The sequence below is a fragment of the uncultured Photobacterium sp. genome (genome assembly GCF_947502415.1).
Taxonomy (GTDB): Bacteria; Pseudomonadota; Gammaproteobacteria; order Enterobacterales; family Vibrionaceae; genus Photobacterium.
Window position 1 is genome coordinate 1 of the sequence record NZ_CANMZV010000103.1, and the last position, 505, is coordinate 505.

At 44.2% G+C, this 505-nt stretch carries 1 pseudogene; it reads right to left on the reverse strand.

Going from position 1 to position 505, the window contains the following annotated elements:
• Window positions 1-505 (reverse strand): annotated as a pseudogene (locus tag Q0852_RS23725) (IS1 family transposase); the annotation flags it as partial.

Genomic DNA, 505 nt, shown 5'->3' on the forward strand with positions numbered 1-505 from the left:
TGAGTAAACTCTGAAATCATCAGTACAGAAGAAATTGATTGTAAATGGCTCTAGAAGCATCAATAAAGCCTGAAGTGCTTCCTCATTGCGACGTCCAAAAGCATGGGCGATGATCCGCTTAAACCTTGGCTCCCAAGCATACCAAAGCCAACGTTGGTTCTTTTTGTTCTGAACAAATGACCATTGTTCGTCAACTTCACAGATAAGCTCGATCTCAGCATTATCGAATGGAACTGAAGTTACTTGCCTCGGTTGGAGTTTTTTAGTGTTCTCAGCACGGTATTAAACCCGACTTTAAGCACTCTGGCAGTATCACGTAGCCCAGCGTTGTTCATGGCCATATCGACAATTTGTTCTTTCACTCCAGGATGATAGGCATTGTAGGTGTAATCAAGCTGGAATGACTTTCGGCAATCAAGGCAGCGATAGCGTTGTGCTTTATTCGCTCCAGTCCCATGTTTGCGAACTGATTTGGCCTGAGAACAGTAACGGCAAGGGACTTCTA